The organism is Mucilaginibacter sp. KACC 22773 (genome assembly GCF_028736215.1).
GTDB lineage: Bacteria > Bacteroidota > Bacteroidia > Sphingobacteriales > Sphingobacteriaceae > Mucilaginibacter.
Window position 1 is genome coordinate 5,614,435 of sequence record NZ_CP117883.1, and the last position, 18,011, is coordinate 5,632,445.

Below are 18,011 nucleotides of genomic sequence, written 5' to 3' on the forward strand. Positions count from 1 at the left end.
TTAAAATCCAAAGTGTTTAAGTGCTGTACTCACCACACCGGTAAGCACTATGTTGGCAATAGCCAATGGTATCAATATCTTCCAGCCCAAATCCATCAGCTGATCATAACGGAAACGCGGAATTGTCCAGCGTACCCACATGAAGAAGAAGATGAACAGGAATATTTTTGCAAATAGCACAACTGTCCCAATCAGCGGGCCAATTGCAGGGCCTACATGTGCTGTAACCCAATCCATACCAGGATAGTTATAACCGCCCCAATAAAGGGTAGCCATCACTGCCGATGAAATGAACATATTGATATACTCTGCAAACAAATAGAAACCTAATTTCATTGATGAGTACTCCGTGTGATAACCACCTACAAGCTCGGTTTCGCACTCGGGCAAGTCAAACGGGGTACGGTTGGTTTCGGCAAATGCGCATACGATAAATATCAAAAAGCCCAGCGGTTGACGCAGTATATTCCAGTTCCAGCCGTGCTGCTGCTCGGCAATCTCTTTCAAACTTAAAGTGCCGGTAAGCATCAATAAGGCGATGATGGATAAGCCCATCGAAATTTCGTAGCTGATATTTTGCGATGCCGCGCGGATAGCGCCTAACAATGAGTATTTATTGTTTGATGCCCAGCCGCCAATCATTACGCCATAAACGCCTAATGATACTACGCCGAAGATATATAATACACCAACGTTAATATCGGTAACCTGCAAATCGACAATATGACCGCCAATAACCATTTTTTGTCCCCATGGAATAACTGCCGAGCCTATACAGGCTGTCAGTATAGCCAAACAAGGCCCCACGATGAACAGGAACGAGGTAGCATTTGTAGGGATGATCTCTTCTTTCAAAAACATCTTGCCACCATCGGCAAGCGGCTGTAAAATTCCCCACGGACCGGCACGGTTAGGGCCTATCCTATCCTGGAAAAACGCCGCTATTTTACGCTCGGCATAAGTTGAGTACATGGCTACAACCAAACTGATCAGGAAAATAACAACGATCAGTACAATCCTAAATATTAAATCGGTTCCCATTATAAGCGTGTATCCCTTTCAAATTGTTCTTTATTGGCTTCCAGTAATACCGGGTTGGTTTTAACAACCGGCAGCGGCGTAAACTCGTAATGATTTGAGCTGATAACCGATTTGTGCGATATTTTACGCGGGCCTTCAATTACCCAATCAGCCGTTTTCTTTTTATCAAAGCGGCAGGTATTGCAGATAAATTCTTCTACCTCGCCATAAACATCTTTACGGCCGGTTACCCTGATCACATCCTCGCCCTTATACCATAAAGTTACTTTACCACAGCATTTATCGCAATCGCGGTGTGCATCAACCGGCTTGGTAAACCAAACACGGTTTTTAAAGCGGAAGGTTTTATCAGTTAACGCGCCTACCGGGCAAACATCTATTACGTTGCCCGAGAAATCGTTATCAACAGCTTTGCTGATGTAAGTAGATATCTCAGAATGATCGCCCCGGTTCAGGATACCGTGTAAACGGGTATTGGTGATTTGGTCGGCAGTGAAAACACAACGGTAGCAAAGGATGCAGCGCGTCATGTGCAGCTGAATTTTATCGCCGATATCAATTTTTTCAAAAGTACGGCGGTCAAATTCGTAGCGGGTTTTAGCCGCGCCGTGCTCAAAGCCTAAATCCTGCAGGTGACATTCGCCGGCCTGGTCGCAAACAGGGCAATCCAGCGGGTGATTGATCAATAACATTTCAACCACACCTTTGCGGGCCTCAATAACTTCGGGCGATGTAATATTTTGCACTTCCATGCCATCCATAACACCGGTACGGCATGATGCTACCAGTTTTGGCATAGGGCGTGGGTCTTTTTCAGATCCTTTGGTCACCTTAACCAAACAGGTACGGCATTTACCACCGCTGCCTTCCAGTTTGGAGTAATAGCACATAGCAGGCGGAACAATGTCGCCACCTATCTGCCTCGCGGCATTAAGTATGCTTGTTCCTGGTTCTACTTCAACGGGTATTCCGTCAATCGTTACTTTCATCGACATTTATATATATAACGTCCTCGTATAAACTCTAAATCCTATTATCTAAACTCCAAAGTTTAGAAGCATTTTATTTTCCGATATGTCATTGCGAGCGTAGCGTGGCAATCTCGTCGTATGCATAGTCGTCGCCCTTTCTATGAGATTGCTTCGTTCCTCGCAATGACATAGTGGGGCGGTGTATTATGTTATGCCAAAACCTCTGGTTTCGGTAATGGATCTGCGTAGTGTGCCAAACCGAAATTACGGGTCACTGCTTCTGCTCCATTAGTTACATGCCATTCAAACTCATCCCTGAAGTGGCGGATAGCACTGGCTACCGGCCATGCTGCCGCGTCACCAAGCGGGCAAATGGTATTTCCTTCAATCTTTTTAGATACATCAACCAGCAGGTCCATATCGCTCATTTTACCATGGCCATGCTCTAAACGGTGCAATACTTTTTCCATCCATCCGGTACCTTCACGGCATGGCGAACATTGTCCGCAGCTTTCGTGGTGATAAAAACGGGTAAAGTTCCAGGTATTACGTACTATACATTGGTCTTCATCATAAGCTATAAAACCGCCCGAGCCCATCATGGTACCACTTACAAATCCGCCATCGGCCAATGATTCATAGCTCATCAGGCGCGGTTCGTTGTTAATGGTTTTCAGGAACAGATTTGCCGGCAAAATAGGGACAGATGAACCGCCCGCTACAACCGCCTTTAAACGTTTGCCGTTGGCGATGCCGCCGCAATATTCGTCGGAGTATAAAAATTCCTCAACAGGCAGGCCAAGGTCAATTTCGTAAACACCTGGTTTTTTCACGTTACCACCGGCCGAGATCAGCTTGGTACCGGTGCTGCGGCCAATACCTATTTTAGCATATTCGTCGCCACCTTCGTTGATGATCGGCACTACGGCAGCAATTGATTCCACATTGTTTACCACTGTTGGGCAGCCATACAACCCAGCAATAGCCGGGAATGGTGGTTTAATACGCGGGTTACCACGCTTGCCTTCCAATGATTCTAACAGGGCGGTTTCCTCTCCGCAGATGTATGCACCACCACCCGGTTGTACATACAGCTCCAGGTCGTAGCCCGATCCTAATATATTTTTTCCTAAAAATCCTTTTGCCTTTGCTTCCGCGATGGCCCTTTCCAGGATGCGGATCTGCGGCATCATTTCGCCACGAACGTAGATATATGATGTTTTGGCACCCAACGCAAAGCTGGCTACAATCATCCCCTCAATTAATAAGTGAGGGATGTAAGTCATCAAATAGCGGTCTTTAAAAGTACCAGGCTCCGATTCATCGGCATTACAAACCAGGTAACGTTCTACCCCTTCGGGTTTAGCCAAAAAGCTCCATTTCATGCCGGTTGGAAAACCCGCACCACCACGACCGCGTAAGCCTGATTTTTTTACCTCTTCCACAATCGCCTCAGGCGTCATGGTTTTTAAAGCTTTCTCTACAGATGCATAACCACCCTTTTGGCGGTACACATCAAATGTATTGATGCCGGGTACGTTTATATGTTCTAAAAGTAATTTGCGTCCCATTGCTTTAATTTTTTGCTTTTGCCCTTAAATCTCCAATCAGTTTATCAACTGATTGGTTAGTTAAATTCTCGTAAAAGGTATATTCGGGGCCAATTTGAAGCACGGGGCCGTAACCACAGGCTGCAAGGCACTCTACGCCTCTCCAGCTAAATAAGCCATCGGCAGTAACTTCGCCTTCGGGTACACCAAGTGTTTGCTCAATATGATCCATGATCTTATCGGCACCAACTACACCACATGGGCCTGTACGGCACACTTCCAATACGTATTTACCGCTTGGCTTAAGCAGGTACATGGTATAAAATGTAGCTACTTCGTAAACCTCTATCGGCAATATATCCAAATAGGCTGCTACCTTATCCATAGCCTGCGGGCTTACCCAGCCAAACTCGGCCTGTACATAGTGCAGGATAGGCAACAATGCCGATTTTTGCTTACCTGCAGGATAACGGGTAACCACATCAGCAAATTTATTCAGCAGTTCCGGGCTAAACTCAACCGAAACCTGAGTATCTTCAACTCTAAGCATCTAACTCTCCGGCTATAACGTTTAAACTACTCATATTAATAATCGCGTCTGATAATAACATACCGCGGCTCATTGGCGCGTACATCTGGTAATTGATAAAGCTTGGCCTGCGGAAATGCAAACGGTATGGGCTGCGCCCGCCATCATTCACCAAATAAAAACCTAATTCGCCATTGGCACCTTCAACCGAATGATAAACCTCGGTGTTAGGGGTTGGTATCTCGCCCATCACAATTTTAAAGTGATAGATCAAGGCTTCCATGTTATTATAAACTTCTTCTTTTGGAGGCAGGTAAAACTCCGGCACATCGGCGTGGAAAACATCCGATGGCTCTTTGTCCAGTTTGGTTAATGCCTGGTCAATCAGGCGCAAACTTTGCCACATTTCTTCATTACGTACCAAAAAGCGACTGTAAACATCGCCATTAGTACCTACCGGTACTTCAAAATCAAAATCTTCATATGACGAGTATGGGTTCATGGCCCTTACATCGTAATCAACACCGGCGGCACGCAATAAAGGGCCTGTCCAGCTATAGCTCAAAGCTTCTTCGGCGGTAACGGCAGCCACGTCTTTTGTCCTATCGACAAAAATGCGGTTACGGTTAAACAGCGATTCAAACTCCTTTAATGTTTTAGGGAAATCAACCAAAAACTTACGCAGTTTGGCGAAAGCGATAGAATTGAAATTACGTTCAAAACCACCAATACGGCCAATGTTTGTAGTTAGTCGGCTACCGCAAACCTCTTCATAAATTTCATAGATAGCCTCGCGGAATTCCATCATATACAGAAACCCGGTAAAAGCGCCGGTATCTACACCCAATACGCCGTTACAAACAATGTGGTCGGCAATACGGGCCAGTTCCATCACAATTACACGCAGATAGTCAACACGCTTTGGTGTGGTGATGCCTAACAGTTTCTCTACCGTCATGTGCCAGCCCATGTTATTGATGGGTGATGAACAGTAGTTAAGCCTGTCGGTTAACGGGGTTATCTGGTAAAAAGGGCGGTGTTCGGCAATTTTCTCAAACGCCCGGTGAATATAGCCTATGGTTGATACGCCGCTCACAATTCTTTCTCCATCCAACTGCAGCACATTTTGAAACACACCGTGGGTAGCAGGGTGGGTTGGGCCGAGGTTTAAGGTTGAAAGCTCGCTTTGCGGATCGTTATCTGTATATACAGGATGGTTTTGCATCAGTATAATTTATATTTCTTTTATATAGTGATGCCGCGTAAGGTTACCCTGTGCGGCATGTATTTATCTTCCAAAAAAGTAATCCTTCTTATCCACACGGTTAGGATCTTCCAACGGGAATTCTTTCCGCATCGGGAAAGCTGTCATATCGTCAACATTTAAAATACGACGCAAGTCGGGATGACCATCGAAGATCACTCCAAAAAAGTCGTAAGTTTCACGCTCCATCCAGTTAGCGCCTTCCCATAGTACGGTGGCAGTCGGGATATGGACATCGCCATCAGCCAAAAATACCTTTATCCTGATACGGGTGTTGGTAGTAAGGCTGTGCAAATGGTAAATAATGCCAATTTGCTTTTCCTGCTCTGGGTAGTGAATGCCGGTAATATCTGTTAAAAATATAAACTTAAGGGCCGGGTCTGTTTTCAGGAAAGTTAACAGGTCAATGATCTGATCGCGGCTTGTTTCTACAGTCAGCAAACCATAAGGCTCACCCACTAAGGTAACCTGCTCGCCAAATTTCTCGCCGATTCTTTTTAAAAGCTCTTCGTTGGGTATCTGGGCCATTACTATTGAATTCCGTATTTAGCTAATAATTCCTGGTATTTAGGCTCATTTCTTCTGCGCACAGTTTCAGTTTTTACCAGTTCCTGTATGTTCATAAAACCATCAATGATAGCTTCGGGGCGTGGCGGGCATCCTGGTACATAAACATCTACCGGGATAACTTCGTCGATACCCTGTAACACAGAGTAAGTATCAAAAATACCACCGCTTGATGCACAAGCGCCAACAGCCATAACCCAGCGGGGCTCGGCCATTTGCAGGTAAACCTGGCGCAGTACCGGGGCCATTTTTTTGGCTATAGTACCCATAACCATCAGCAAATCTGCCTGGCGTGGCGAAAAACTTAAACGCTCGGCACCAAAACGCGAAAGATCGTAGTGAGAAGCCATTGTAGCCATAAATTCAATACCGCAGCATGATGTGGCAAAAGGCAATGGCCATAGTGAGTTAGCGCGGGCCAAGCCAACCGCCTTATCAAGCGATGTGGCAAAAAAACCGGAACCTTCAACCCCCATAGGGGCATTAACTATTTGAATATCACTCATTGAATAATGTTAATAGAAAACATTACCTGCCTTAACAGGTAACGAGCGCAAAATTACATAAATAACGATGTAAAAGGTACACTATGCGTAGCCGATGGCTATATTTAGAATTGTTCTAAACTAATCCCAGTCTAAAGCGCCCTTTTTAATAACGTAGATAAAACCTAATAAAAGGGTAGCCATGAAGATGAACATCTCAATCATTCCCTGTTCGCCCATAGCTTTAAAATTAACCGCCCATGGGTACATAAAAATAACTTCCACATCAAACAATACAAACAGGATGGCTACCAGGAAATACTTGATAGAAATAGGCGTACGGGCATTACCCACAACCTCAATACCCGATTCAAAAGGTGTAAGCTTATCTTTTGTTTTACGTTTAGGACCAATTTTATGCGTTACAAACATGGTAGTAACAACAAACCCTAATGCAACCAGCATTTGAAATATGATGGGCAGATAGCTACCCGGTAAACTGTGTGCTTCCATGCTGCAAATATACTAATGGATTAATAATAAAAGAATCAAGAGTCAAGAATCAAGAGTTAAGACGAAAAAATATCTTCATACGGCCCGTACACCTTTGAAAATATGAGGCGACGATCAAACTCGCGAAGTTTTTAAACTTCGCAAGTTTCCACATAATAACCGCGTCGCCTTTTGATATTAAATCTTAACCCCTCTTGCGGCCCGGCGCAAAAAAAGAGTCAAGATAAGGAAAGCATTGCTTTTCCTCGTCTTGACTCTTGATTCTTATCTCTTGATTCTAAAAGTTATTTGCTCTTACCGGCTCCGCCTGCTTTGCGGGCGAAGAAAGCTACTACCTGCTTATTATTGGGGTCGTTGTCCCTTGCTTTGGTGTAGTTATCGGTAGCCTTGGCCAAATCTTTTTCCTTAAATTCGGCGTAAGTACCTAAATAAACATAGGCTTCTGCAAGGTTCTTTTTAGTTTTATCATCTGGTGCTCCTTTAGCAGTTGCAACTTCAATGTATTTCTCATAAAACGGCTTGGCATAGCCTACAATGTTGTTACGGTCTTTATCTTTCAACTCGTTAACACGTGCACGGTAAATGTATGCATCTGAAGTTGTGGGCGCTTTTTGAGTAACATAGCTAAAAGCCGAATCAGCTTTAGCAATTACCGAGTCAGCACCTGGCTTCTTTTCATCGTAACCGTAGTAATAGCTAATACCTTCGTAAAAATAGTCGGTAAGTTTCACAGCACGGCCACCTTTTACGGTAACTAACTTATAAGCATCACCAGCCTGAAGGTATTTTTTCTGTTGGAATAATGACTTCGCAATTTCTCCATACACATCTGTTTGTGTTGAATCCATTGTTAACGCTTTTTTCAAAGTATTGATACCTACCGAATCTGTACCTGTTTTCATCTGTAAGCGACCCAGGTATAAATAATCGCGGGGTACAATCCTTTTAGGATCTGCTTTTGTCATCCAGGTATTCATGGCTGTTAAACCGGCAGGATAATCCTTATTTTCATAAGCGGCATAAGCCTGATAGCGATAAGCCCTTAAGTTTGAATTTGCGTTTTTAACCAAATCAGAAGCAACAGGCTGTAATTCGGCATATTGGCCTGCGCTGATCAGGAAGTCGGCATAGCGCATTTGCGATTCTGGTGATTGATCTGTCAGGCTTATATATTTTTTATATTCCTCAACTGCTTGTTTAATTTTTACTGACGCCATTTTAGGGTCAGTTGTTGCCCAACGGTTATCTGTTTCGGCCCACTCGCGGTAAGCCGGACCATAGTTAGGGTCGATGGCTAAAGCATCCTGGAATTGCTTTTCAGAATCCTCAAAGTTATTAGCATACCTCCATAAAACGCCGGTTGCAACTTTAGCAGCAGGGTTTTTAGGGTCGATGGTTGATGCATCAGAATAAGCCTGGTAAGCTTCATTACTTTTTATTTGCGAAGCATAAGCATCACCTAACGTAATCAATAGTTCTACATCCTTAGGGGCAACAACCTTACCTTTTTGCAACACCGCGATTGCAGCGCTTGCATCGTCAACAGATACTTTACCATCTGTAGTTACCGGCAGCAAATAAGCTTTACCCACAAATACATAAGGCTTCGCATTTTTACCTGCAAGGGCTACGGCCTGGTTAAAGTTTGTTGTAGCACCTGCTTTGTCTTTATCCAAACGGGCAACAGCACCTAAACCGGCATAGTTTAAACCAGATTTTGGGTTTACGGCAATACCTTTGTTAAAGGCCGCCTTAGCCGAGTCGGAGTAATCCTGTTTGATGTACACCCAACCCAGGTAAAAGAAATTCTCGTCCTTGTCGGCCTGCGTGGCCGTAAGGTTTTTAAGCATCGATTTGGCTTTCTGATATTGTTCGGCGTCAATAGCTTTTTTGGCGTCGGCTAGACTTTGCGCAAAAACTGATGATGAACCTATTAATACCAGTCCTAATGTTGCCTTAGCTATTTTACTGATCATTTTCATCTTATTTTAATTATTTACTTTTTAAAATTATCTCCCGTGGCGGTATTGAATCGGGGAGCAAACCAGATCTCAATATGATCCGTTGCCCTACATCGCTACCTAAAAAGGTTGCAAAACCAATTGCTAAACCAATCTTACTCGAACTATTAACCAGGTACAATCCCCGGCTTAAAGGATACTGTTTTAAGACAAGCGATTCCTGTGAAGGTTTAAAGTATTGACCGGAATACTCCTTACTGGCCTCATCCTTAACACTAACTATTTTAACATTGTCCACATAAGCGGCAATATCCTTTCCCGGATCGTTCAGCCAGCTAAAACCTGTAATGCCAAGGGCGTCCGGGTGTTCGCTAACGTACTTTATAACTTCTTTATTTGATTTAAGCGCGTAAATGTTTTTCTGCTTAAATTCCTTGTTACCCGAAAACTCCTTCAAATACCTTACCAAACTTGAGTTAGGGTTATCAAAAACAATTGTTTTATTCGGATCACCTTGTCCGTTGAGCATTTTTTTCAAGATGCTTACTGTAATAGTAGTATCATTAGAAGCATGGTTTACAATTAACGCCACGGCGTCAATTGCAAATCGTTGTACCTCAACACTCAAACCACGCTTTATCAGCACATTGCGTTCAACGGTATCCAAATTACGGGCCAATACAGCCATCCGCACGCTATCATTAAGCAACATATTAATGGCCTGGTTTTCTGATCTATACAAAAAAGTAGGGTTAGCATCAGCGTGCCTACTTTTAAATACATATTCTTCCTGCTCAATAATTGGGGCAAATGATTCGTCCGCGGCAAATTGTGCTTTTCCCGAATCAAAAGTGTCGCTTCCTGAGTGAGTAGAACGATTAGGCTCACACGCCTGCAGCAACGCTGCTGCAAGAAACATAAAAAAAGCGCATTTTTTAGTGTACTTATTCATCATACTTATCTTTTTTGAATACCCTTGAGAAACGCAAAATAGCGTAGCCTATTATAAAGGCTCCAAAAAGTTTTCGCTGATATGGCTGTAATTGTAGTGGGAGTGCATCCCAAAACATAATCATCAAGCCTAAAACTATAAAACAAATAAATGCGGCTGTTCCTAAAATAAGCAAAAACCGCCTTTTGGGCGATTTTTGCTCTTTATTGAAATTAATTGACATTATCCTAATTATCGGCAGCTAATGCAAAGCTTACCGGTACGCTATATTGTACACGCACTGGCCTGCCATTCTGAATACCCGGCTTCCATTTCGGCGATGATTTCAACGCGCGAACAGCTTCCGCATCGGTACCAGGACTAAGGCTTCTTGAAACTTTGATATCAGTTAACGAGCCGTCACGTTCCACAACGAAGGTAAGAATTACACGTCCTTGTGTACCGTTTTCACGATCGACAGCAGGATAACGGATAGTTTTACTCAAGTAAGCAATAAATTTATCCTGGCCACCTGGAAACTCCGGTAAATTTTCAACAGATGCGAAGATCTTATTAGGGTCTTCCTCAACAACCTGTTTAATATCCGAGTTACCTACAGGCTCATCAATCCTGATCTCCTGGTTAGGATCGCCTTTCTGATCTTTCTGACCAGGGTCAGCTACCTGAAGTTCCTTCACAGTTGGCGGATCTTTTTCCTTAACCTCATTATCCGGTTTTACAATCGGAGGAGGGAAACGCACCTGGTCAACTTTTGGTTTCGGTGGTTCTGGCGGCGGCGGAGGTGGTTTTTTGGTTTGATCCACCGGTGGTGGCGGTAACAGCACTACGTCTGTTATCTTCACTTTGTCATCAGCTTTCGGGATAAGTCCCCTGATCTTCGCTATAATAGTAGGTGCAGAAACAACAAGCACGAAAAACACAATGGCGTAAATAAGCGCCCTTGATGTATTTTTTGAGTTATCCTTTCTAAGTTCATAAGCCCCGTAAGACTTATTCCTAAGATTAAAAACAACGTCGATCCATTTCTGATCTAATATGTCTAATTTTGATCCAAACATTTTTTGTCAGGCTTTAATAGTAATTAACGTTATTTATTATTATTTGTTATCGTTGTAAATGTTCTCTCTTTTCAGCAACTCTACTTCGGGTGCTGTGATATCAACAATACCATACATTGTTATGTTAGTGATAGCCATCTCATCCAAAACACTTACCATGTTTTTGTATTTTGATTTATCACTTGGTTTTATTACAACAAACATAACCTTACCCGTTTTTGCCTGTACATCTTTGCCTTTTTCAATTAACAACTTACGCAAGCCATCGGGCCGGTAATTGGTAACTTCAGGAGCCGATTTACCAGGTTCGCCCAGGTACCACTCCAGTTTGTCATCGCTACCTAATAAAAGGGTCAATGAACGTGAAGCGGCAATTGGCAACTGATCTTTGGTCTTTTCATCTTTATCAGGCATTGCAAGGTCCATCGCTTTTGATTTGGCCAATGTAGTAGTCATGATAAAGAAGGTGATCAGCAAGAATGCAAGGTCAACCATCGCGGTTAAATCTACACGGGTTGATTGCTTTTTACTTCTAACCTTCCCGCCTTTATGTTTCCCTCCCCCGGAGGTGTCTAATTCTGCCATGATTCTTTATTTTTTTGGGGCAGTACCACCGCCACCAAGATCTGTTATTAAACTAAACTTGTTAACTTTTTGCTTTTGCAAAATACCTACAACATCCTTAATAACCGGGTATTCTTCTTTGCTATCACCTTTAATTGCGATACGCATTTGCGTATTATGCAATGCAACAGTTGCTTTACGGGCTTCACGAATCCAGTTAAATAATTCGTTACTCACAGAATCTCTTGGGATACCTGGTGCAACAAACTTCTTTTGCTGATCTGCAGATAAAGCAATAAACTGCTTTAACTGGCTCATAGGCACGCCTACAGAGGTGATTGTAGAAAACCTGTTTTGCTCCTCAGGGGTGAAAGTAATGTGATAAATATCACCCATTTGAGTTAAAAGCGCCTTGCGAATGTCAGTCCCTTCAACGCCGAAGAATGCTTTCTGAGACCCTACAGATACTGTCCCAAAATCCGACTCAGGCACAGGCTGCTGGATGGAAGATTTCGGAATATCGATTGGAACCGGGTCTTCCGTTTTTGGTTTTGCAGTTAATATAAAGAAAGTTAGCAACAGGAACGCCACGTCGCACATGGCGGTCATGTCGATTGCTGTACTCTTTCTTGGAACTTTTATCCTTGCCATATTAAAATTTTTTAAAAATATATAGTGTATAATGTGTTTTAACGCTGCCGGCGTTAATTACGCAGCAGATGCACTACTATATTTTTATTTGTTTTTATGTGACGAAGCAAATGTTTGCACGATGCTGAAACCAGTTTCGTCGATAGCGTAAGTCAGTTTATCAATTTTTGACGTAAATACGTTGTACATGATAATTGAGATAGCTGAAGTACTGATACCAAATGCAGTGTTGATCAAAGCTTCAGAAATGTGAGCAGATAGTTCAACCTGGTTAGGCACACCTGAAGTTGCTAACGCCGAGAACGCACCAATCATACCCACAACCGTACCTAACAAACCTGTTAATGTACCGATAGATACTAATGTTGCGATGATAGTTAAGTTTTGCTCCAACATAGGCATTTCTAAAGCTGTTGCTTCTTCGATGTCTTTTTGGATGGCTAAAGTTTTTTGGTCAACATCAAGGTTTGGTTCTGCTTCCATTTCGCCATATTTTTTCAATGCCGATTTGATAACGTTTGCTACTGAACCTTTTTGTTTATCGCACTCAGCTGATGCTGCTGCAATGTTACCAGCGTTAAGGGCAGCCTGGATCTTTCTAACAAAAGAATCTACACTACCAGTACCTGATGCTTTACCAATTACCACAAAGCGCTCGATAGAGAAAACAATAACCATTAATAAGAACGACATGATCAAAGGTACGATAACACCGCCTTTGTGAACTGTTCCATAAATGTTTGCAGGGTAACCATTAGCTACATCACCACCTTTAAAGTTGCTTGGATCACCAAGTATAAATACGAAAATACAAATTGCTACTACCAGGCAAATTGGAATAGTTAAAGAAGCAAATATGCTTGATGCACTTGAGCTTTCTTTTTTAACAGGAGTAGTTGGTTTTGTTGGTGCGTTTGCCATTACTTTTAAATTTTTAGTTTTAGTTTTTGTTTATGTTATAAGTTAGTTAAATGTGCTACTTAAATGCGAATAACAAAAATAGAATTTTATTGAAATAAAAAAACCATTTATATTATTCTTTACAATTTTTTAATACCAAATTACATTTTGTGTGCAATTGGATATAAATAACGTAATACCGATAAATTATTGTGTGTTGCCACTACAATTATTTGCAATGAAAACCATTTTTTTTAATATTATCAAGCAATAGTGATAAAATTTATGCTACTATTTCGTTACACACATGTTATGTGCTTTATTTGTTATGGTGCAATCACCGGTTTATAATGATGTTTTAGTGTATAAAATACGCTATGATACTGCTTAATGCATAGGCTATGAAGCACTTATAAACTATCCGCCTGCTTTTTTTACTTTGTATCCGTCGGTTTGTAAGAGTATCAGTATTTTATCCCTGAAATCGCCTTGTATCAGTACTTCGCCATCTTTTACCGAACCGCCTACCCCGCATTTTGTTTTTAATTTTTTGCCAATGGCCTCCAAATCGGCATCTGTACCAATAAAGCCGCTTACCCTGGATACCAGTTTGCTGCCGCCTTTACGGTCAAGGTATATTTTGAGGTTTTGTTGTTGCGGAGGCAGCGTTTGCGCATTGGGCCCGCCATTCTCCTGGTATTCAAAATCGGGATCGGTTGAATAAACCACCCCTGTAAAATTCTTTTTTGCCATGATTATTAATCTTTATAGCCTGCCCCTACAATAACTTTTAATGACTTTGGTTCTATATTAATATGTAAATCTGCCTGCATTACCTGTGGCTCGCCATCCAGATGTATCGCGCCCGGGCCTACTCTTTTAATATGAATGTCCCTCCCCTTTATAATCTCAATATATGTCGACGCCTCAATTGTTTTCAGCATTAATCGCGCGCCAATCTCGGGCAGGCGCCAAGCCGGAAATTTGCTGATAATGCAAACATCCAGCAAACCATCCTGTACCGACGCCCCGGGAGCGATATGCACATCATTGCCCCATTGCGATGAATTGGCTATACTTATTATAAAAGCGTCGCGTTCATGTTTTTTGCCATCAATTTCAATCCAATACTTTTCAGGCCGGTAACTCATGATCTCCTGCATGGTTGATTTGATGTAGGTTAAAAAACCCCGCTTTTTGCCATGCGAAAATACTTCGGCTATATGGGCATCAAACCCCATGCCTGCCATATTAAAAAAAGGCTGGCCGTTCATCAAACCCGAATCGATGGTTTCAACCCTATAACCACCCAACGTTTTTATAGATGCCGCGGTATCCATAGGGATGCCCAAAAAGCGCGCAAGGCCATTACCCGAACCAAATGGCACAATACCCAACGCTGTAGTGCTGCCTACTATGGCCGACGAAATTTCGTTAACGGTACCATCCCCGCCCACAGCAGCTACAATATCAACTTTACCCGCAGCTTCCGCAGCTATTTGTTGTGCATGCGAAACACCATCGGTAAATATTATATGGTAATCAAATACATTTTTGTCAAGATGTTGATCAATCAGCTCCGGCACACGATCCTTCTTTTTGCCCCCTGCTATGGGGTTTATTATAAACAACGCTTTACGTTTCAATTATCTGTATTATTTAAAGTATCAAAAGTAAATGTATTTTCGGCTTTGTAAAATTTGTTTTATTTTTGCCACCCGAAAGTGGACTGATTTAACACCCTTTATCGAAAGGAAAGGATTGCAACCACGTAAAAAAGTGCTAATACCCATGCTTCTTTTTACTACGATCCCTCATAAATCCCCCGCTCGGCTGTTTCACATTAATTGTATAAAAAGTTTATATGCCATATTTATTTACCTCTGAATCCGTATCAGAAGGACATCCGGATAAAGTTGCTGATCAGATCTCAGACGCGTTGATTGATCATTTTTTAGCATTCGACCCTAACTCAAAAGTAGCCTGCGAAACACTGGTAACTACCGGGCAGGTAATTTTAGCCGGCGAAGTTAAATCAAAAGCCTATTTAGATGTACAGAAAATAGCCCGCGAGGTAATTAATAAAATTGGTTACACCAAAGGCGAATACATGTTTGATGGCAGTTCATGCGGTGTACTATCGGCAATTCACGAGCAATCGCCGGATATTAACCAGGGTGTTGAACGCAAAGCGCCCGAAGAACAAGGCGCCGGCGACCAGGGTATGATGTTTGGCTATGCCACCAACGAAACTGAGAACTATATGCCACTGGCATTGGATATTGCCCATGCTTTATTAATAGAGCTTGCTGCCATCCGCCGGGAAAACAATGAGATCAAATACCTTCGTCCGGATGCAAAATCGCAGGTTACGCTGGAGTATAGTGATGACAACCAGCCACAGCGTATTGATGCCATTGTAATATCAACCCAACATGATGATTTTGACGAGGAGGCGGCTATGCTGGCCAAAATCAGTTTGGATATTATCAGCATCCTTATCCCTCGTGTTAAAGCAAAGTATCCAAAATACGCTCACTTTTTTAACGATCAGATTAAATACCATATTAACCCGACCGGTAAATTTGTTATAGGCGGCCCACATGGTGATACCGGCTTAACCGGCCGTAAAATTATTGTGGATACCTATGGTGGCAAAGGCGCACACGGTGGCGGGGCTTTTTCTGGCAAAGATCCATCAAAGGTCGATCGCTCTGCTGCGTATGCAACCCGCCATATAGCCAAAAACCTGGTAGCTGCCGGCGTTTGCAGCGAGGTTTTGGTACAGGTATCATACGCCATTGGCGTTGCCCAGCCAATGGGTATTTACGTAAACACTTACGGCACTGCAAAAGTTGCTTTACACGATGGCGAAATTGCTAAAAAGGTAGAAGAGGTATTTAATATGACCCCATATGCCATTGAAACCCGCTTTAAACTGCGCAACCCTATTTATAGCGAAACTGCAGCTTATGGCCACTTTGGTAAACCCAACGAAACGGTAACAAAAACTTTTATTGCCCATGATGGTAGCCAGCTACTGCGCGAAGTAGAGCTTTTTACCTGGGAAAAGCTGGATTACGTTGACAAAGTGAAAGCCGCTTTTGGCCTGTAATCTTTTAAATAAAATTTAAAGTAAAAGAGCGACTGGTGTAAACAGGTCGCTCTTTTGTTTTTAAGCCCGGGGATAAGTGTAGCCAAAACCTCCGGGTACATTTTCTTTTCCGGTATCCAACATTTCTACAGAATCAATCCGGTAGATTGCATCAAATCAATTAATCATGAAAAGCGCTAAACTCATACTTGGATTGGCCTTTATGGCTATTTTTATATTAGCTAAACCAATTTATGCCCAGGCCCAGCAAAAAACAGGCTTACATATGTTAAAAAGCTTCCCGATAAAAAGCACGGGGGGTTGGGATTATATTACGGTTGACGGGGCCAATAAACTCATCTATACGTCGCACGGCAACCAGGTAAATATATTATCAACCAGCGGCGATTCTGTAAGTTATATCCCCAATACACCCAGCGTACATGGAATAGCTTTGGTACATGCTTTAAATAAAGGCTACATCAGCGCCGGCCGTGTTAATAAAGTGATTGTTTTTGATTTAACCACCTTTAAAGTTTTGGGCGAAATTGCCGTTGGCACCAATCCCGATGCTATATTTTATGAGCCTTTTGCAAAAAAGGTATATACTTTTAATGGCCGAAGTAAAGATGCCTCGGTGATTGATGTGGCTACCGATAAGGTGATTGCTACCATCCCGCTGGACGCGAAGCCAGAAACGGGCGTTTCTGACGGCAAAGGAAAAGTATTTGTAAATGCCGAAACTACTAACGAGGTGGTTGTTATTAACGCCACTACCTTAAAAGTAGAAGCCCGTTATAAAATTGAAGGCGGCGATGAACCGTCGGGTTTAGATATCGATCGTGCTACCAATCGCCTGTTTATTGGCTGCGGTGGTAACAGCACCATGGTGGTAATGGACGCCGCCAATGGTAAAAACTTAGCCAAATTCCCGATAGGCGGTTGCGACGGGCTGGTGTTTGATCCTAAACTAAAATTAGCCTATGCCTCAAACGGCGAAGGAACCATCAGCGTGGTAAAAGAGCTTAGCGCCGATAAATTTGAATTTGTCGAAAACATCCCGACCGAACCCAGCGCCCGTACTATCGGCATCGACTTGCTTACTCATAAACTATACCTGCCCGCAGCTAAAACCGAACCTGGTGTGGTAACGGCCGAAAATCCTAAACCCCGCCCAAAACAGGTGCCTGGGTCATTTCATATTATTGAGGTTGGCAAAAATTGATTTTTAGAAACAAGGAGCAAAGAATTTTAGATAAAGGATAAGATCAAACACAGGACGGAGCACTCATTAATTATGTGCCGCATCCGGCGTTTGCGGCTTAAAGCTTGCTACTGTCTGTATTACCACCGTAGTTTGTCGCTTTTTGCCCTTTTTAATCAGCCGGGCGTTAACCATTTTTGTGTTATCAAAACATACAATAATGGAAAACATCACGTTCAATGTCGAGATCAATGCATCACCCCAAAAAGTTTGGGACGTACTTTTTACCGATGCCAATTACCCAACGTGGACCGCAGTTTTTTGCGAAGGCTCGCACGCCGTTACCGACTGGAAAGAGGGCAGCAAGGCTTTATTTTTAGACCATAAGAAATCGGGAATGATAGGAGTCATTGATAGGGCTATTCCAAATGAATTTATGGCGATTAAAGGCATTGGCGAAATAATTAAGGGAATCGAGAATTACGATAGTAGCGGTGCCAAGATGTGCAGTGGCTCGTTAGAAGAATATACTCTCAAAAACACCAATGGCAAAACCTTGCTTACAGTTCAACTTAGCGGCGGCAATTTCCCCAAAGATATGACCGCTTTTTTTAAGAACGTATGGCCAAAAGCACTGGATACTGTAAAAACGATAGCTGAAGGAGAATGATATTGGCGCGGCGGGGAATAGATAAGGCGGCCTGTAT

19 protein-coding genes are annotated in these 18,011 nt (G+C 42.7%); 3 read left to right on the plus strand and 16 right to left on the minus strand.

Going from position 1 to position 18,011, the window contains the following annotated elements; genetic code table 11:
- The 16 genes from nuoH to PQ469_RS23255 form a co-directional block, all read right to left on the minus strand.
- Positions 1-1,041, minus strand: coding sequence for an NADH-quinone oxidoreductase subunit NuoH (gene nuoH, locus PQ469_RS23180; protein WP_274209782.1), 1,041 nt, complete (start codon positions 1,039-1,041; stop codon positions 1-3).
- A complete protein-coding gene (locus tag PQ469_RS23185) occupies positions 1,041-2,030 on the minus strand; it encodes an NADH-quinone oxidoreductase subunit G (RefSeq protein ID WP_439699265.1) in 990 nt (329 codons plus the stop codon). Before PQ469_RS23185 ends, nuoH begins: the two co-directional genes overlap by 1 nt.
- A gap of 191 nt (positions 2,031-2,221) precedes the next feature.
- Complete coding sequence (gene nuoF / locus PQ469_RS23190; RefSeq protein ID WP_274209784.1) at positions 2,222-3,583, minus strand: NADH-quinone oxidoreductase subunit NuoF; 1,362 nt, start codon at positions 3,581-3,583, stop codon at positions 2,222-2,224.
- A gap of 4 nt (positions 3,584-3,587) precedes the next feature.
- On the minus strand, positions 3,588-4,112 hold the full coding sequence (locus tag PQ469_RS23195; RefSeq protein WP_274209785.1) for an NADH-quinone oxidoreductase subunit NuoE family protein: 525 nt from the start codon (positions 4,110-4,112) through the stop codon (positions 3,588-3,590).
- Positions 4,105-5,316: an NADH-quinone oxidoreductase subunit D gene (locus PQ469_RS23200; protein WP_274209786.1), complete on the minus strand. Its 1,212-nt coding sequence runs from the start codon at positions 5,314-5,316 to the stop codon at positions 4,105-4,107. Before PQ469_RS23200 ends, PQ469_RS23195 begins: the two co-directional genes overlap by 8 nt.
- Before the next feature lie 63 nt (positions 5,317-5,379).
- Positions 5,380-5,883, minus strand: a complete 504-nt coding sequence (locus tag PQ469_RS23205) for an NADH-quinone oxidoreductase subunit C (protein ID WP_274209787.1) — start codon at positions 5,881-5,883, stop codon at positions 5,380-5,382.
- A 2-nt stretch (positions 5,884-5,885) separates the two neighbouring features.
- Positions 5,886-6,428 (minus strand): NADH-quinone oxidoreductase subunit B, encoded by a 543-nt coding sequence (locus PQ469_RS23210; protein ID WP_090651791.1) that lies wholly within the window; start codon positions 6,426-6,428, stop codon positions 5,886-5,888.
- A gap of 120 nt (positions 6,429-6,548) precedes the next feature.
- The gene (locus PQ469_RS23215; protein ID WP_090651790.1) at positions 6,549-6,920 is read right to left on the minus strand and encodes an NADH-quinone oxidoreductase subunit A; all 372 of its coding nucleotides are present in this window, start codon (positions 6,918-6,920) and stop codon (positions 6,549-6,551) included.
- Positions 6,921-7,204: 284 nt separating this feature from the next.
- Positions 7,205-8,902, minus strand: a complete 1,698-nt coding sequence (locus PQ469_RS23220) for a tetratricopeptide repeat protein (RefSeq protein WP_274209788.1) — start codon at positions 8,900-8,902, stop codon at positions 7,205-7,207.
- Positions 8,903-8,912: 10 nt separating this feature from the next.
- Positions 8,913-9,836 carry a PstS family phosphate ABC transporter substrate-binding protein gene (locus PQ469_RS23225; RefSeq protein ID WP_274209789.1) on the minus strand — a complete coding sequence of 308 codons (924 nt, stop codon included), beginning with the start codon at positions 9,834-9,836 and terminating at the stop codon, positions 8,913-8,915.
- Between the two features lie 224 nt (positions 9,837-10,060).
- Positions 10,061-10,891, minus strand: a complete 831-nt coding sequence (locus tag PQ469_RS23230; protein ID WP_090651786.1) for an energy transducer TonB — start codon at positions 10,889-10,891, stop codon at positions 10,061-10,063.
- Positions 10,892-10,930: 39 nt separating this feature from the next.
- The gene (locus PQ469_RS23235) at positions 10,931-11,476 is read right to left on the minus strand and encodes an ExbD/TolR family protein (protein ID WP_090651785.1); all 546 of its coding nucleotides are present in this window, start codon (positions 11,474-11,476) and stop codon (positions 10,931-10,933) included.
- A 6-nt stretch (positions 11,477-11,482) separates the two neighbouring features.
- Positions 11,483-12,106, minus strand: a complete 624-nt coding sequence (locus PQ469_RS23240; RefSeq protein WP_090651784.1) for an ExbD/TolR family protein — start codon at positions 12,104-12,106, stop codon at positions 11,483-11,485.
- Positions 12,107-12,190: 84 nt separating this feature from the next.
- Positions 12,191-13,027, minus strand: coding sequence for a MotA/TolQ/ExbB proton channel family protein (locus PQ469_RS23245; RefSeq protein ID WP_090651783.1), 837 nt, complete (start codon positions 13,025-13,027; stop codon positions 12,191-12,193).
- Positions 13,028-13,423: 396 nt separating this feature from the next.
- Positions 13,424-13,759, minus strand: a complete 336-nt coding sequence (locus tag PQ469_RS23250) for a translation initiation factor (protein ID WP_090651782.1) — start codon at positions 13,757-13,759, stop codon at positions 13,424-13,426.
- A 5-nt stretch (positions 13,760-13,764) separates the two neighbouring features.
- Positions 13,765-14,652, minus strand: coding sequence for a diacylglycerol/lipid kinase family protein (locus tag PQ469_RS23255; protein WP_090651781.1), 888 nt, complete (start codon positions 14,650-14,652; stop codon positions 13,765-13,767).
- A gap of 218 nt (positions 14,653-14,870) precedes the next feature.
- Here PQ469_RS23255 and metK point away from each other — a divergent pair, with 218 nt between their 5' ends.
- The 3 genes from metK to PQ469_RS23270 all read left to right on the plus strand — a co-directional run bounded on the left by metK (position 14,871) and on the right by PQ469_RS23270 (position 17,974).
- Entirely contained in the window at positions 14,871-16,121 is a 1,251-nt protein-coding gene (gene metK / locus PQ469_RS23260) for a methionine adenosyltransferase (protein ID WP_274209791.1), read from the plus strand.
- A gap of 166 nt (positions 16,122-16,287) precedes the next feature.
- Complete coding sequence (locus PQ469_RS23265) at positions 16,288-17,325, plus strand: YncE family protein (protein ID WP_274209792.1); 1,038 nt, start codon at positions 16,288-16,290, stop codon at positions 17,323-17,325.
- A 199-nt stretch (positions 17,326-17,524) separates the two neighbouring features.
- A complete protein-coding gene (locus PQ469_RS23270) occupies positions 17,525-17,974 on the plus strand; it encodes an SRPBCC family protein (RefSeq protein ID WP_274209793.1) in 450 nt (149 codons plus the stop codon).
- The last annotated feature ends 37 nt before the right edge of the window (positions 17,975-18,011 follow it).